The 1,399-nt window shown below is 68.7% G+C and carries 1 protein-coding gene; it reads right to left on the bottom strand.

The window, feature by feature from the left end; genetic code table 11:
- Window positions 1–134: 134 nt before the first annotated feature.
- Window positions 135–1,358 (bottom strand): IS4 family transposase, encoded by a 1,224-nt coding sequence (locus C1J00_RS43225; protein WP_245936749.1) that lies wholly within the window; start codon window positions 1,356–1,358, stop codon window positions 135–137.
- Between the last annotated feature and the right edge of the window lie 41 nt (window positions 1,359–1,399).

Here is a 1,399-nt window from a genome sequence, read left to right as displayed (position 1 = left end):
CAATGCCGTTGCTTTAGTGGTCGTGCCATCGGTGGTTCAGGGTGACGACGACCGGGGAGCGGCGGTGGCTCGCGGGTTCTCCGGGGGCCTTGCTGCCGTAGCCGGTGATGCAGGAGCGGATCTTGCGGGGGCAGTCACGGGGCCGACGGCGGGGTAACAGACTTTGGCCGATCTCGGCGAGCCCGAGGCGCCGGTCCCGTCTGCGGGCGGAGGGGGGAAAAGCCGCTCGGTGAGGTCACCGTGCGGCGTACGACGTGCAGTGCCCGGGTGAACGAGGTCCGCTCGGCGGTGCTCTGGTGAAGCCTGGCGGCCTCGTTCAACAGGTCCCGGGTGGCATGGTGGACGATCAGGTGCGCGTAGATTTCCTGCCGCACCCCGTCCGGTGTCTGCGACCTCAGGACCGGTCTGCCGCGCTGGTGGGTCTTGATCTCGTCGAAGACCAACTCGATCTCCCAGCGCCGGGCGTAGAGCGCGGCCAGCTCGGCAGCCGGGTACTGCTCGTGGTCGGTGAGACTGGTGATCAGCCGGACGATGTCGGCCTGGCCGTCGACGCGGTACTCGATCACCCGGACCAGAGCGGGCGGAGCCTTGACCGTCCCGGCCGCCTTGCTGTGCTTGTTCGCCTCGATCCGGGCCAGGTAACTGCCGTCGGACAGCACGTCCTGGACCCGGCGGGCCTTGCGCCGCTCGATCCGCCACAGCAGGTGAGTGCCCTGGTCCCGCAACCGCTGCCAACGGGCCAGGCCCCACAGCCCACGGTCGGCCAGCACCAGGGTCCCGCTCCCGACGTGGGCACCGAGGGCGTCGGAGACGATCCGCTCGGACTCCTTGAACCCGCCGACCACGGCGTCCAGCACGGCGTGGGACGAACACTCGGCCACTGCCACCACTCGGGCCTGCGGATACCCCATCGGACTGCGCGCTGATCCCGACTTGCCGAAAGCGTCGTTGTTCACCGCCGAGTCCGGCACGGCCAGCAGTGTCCCGTCCAGGGCCAGTACTCGCAGCCCGTGGAAGAGATCGTCTTCCCTGCCCAGTGGCCGGGCCACAGCCCGGAACAGTTCCTGCATCACGGTCCACCCCAGCCGCTGCCGGGCCCTGGTCAGCGAGGACTTGTTGACCCCGGTCCACGACCGCAGTCCCGGGTCTCCGGCCTTCACCAGGCGCAAAACCTCCAGGTAGTCGGCCTGCGGGAACAAGCACATCGCCAGTACGAAGTACACCGTGAACCGAGCGGACAGCAGACGCCGACGCCTCTCCGAACGGCCGGCCTCATTGACCACCCGGTCCACCAGTTCTGGCGGGCACGATCGGGTCAAGGCGCCCAGCCCCAACCGCTCCAGACGGGATATCAGCACACCGGCTCAACCGGCCGACAGCCTCAAAAGCAACGGCATTG

Origin of the sequence: Streptomyces cahuitamycinicus (assembly GCF_002891435.1) — a bacterium.
GTDB lineage: Bacteria > Actinomycetota > Actinomycetes > Streptomycetales > Streptomycetaceae > Streptomyces > Streptomyces cahuitamycinicus.
The sequence above is the reverse complement of the archived record's forward strand: the minus strand, read 5'-3'. Positions and strand labels throughout refer to the sequence as shown.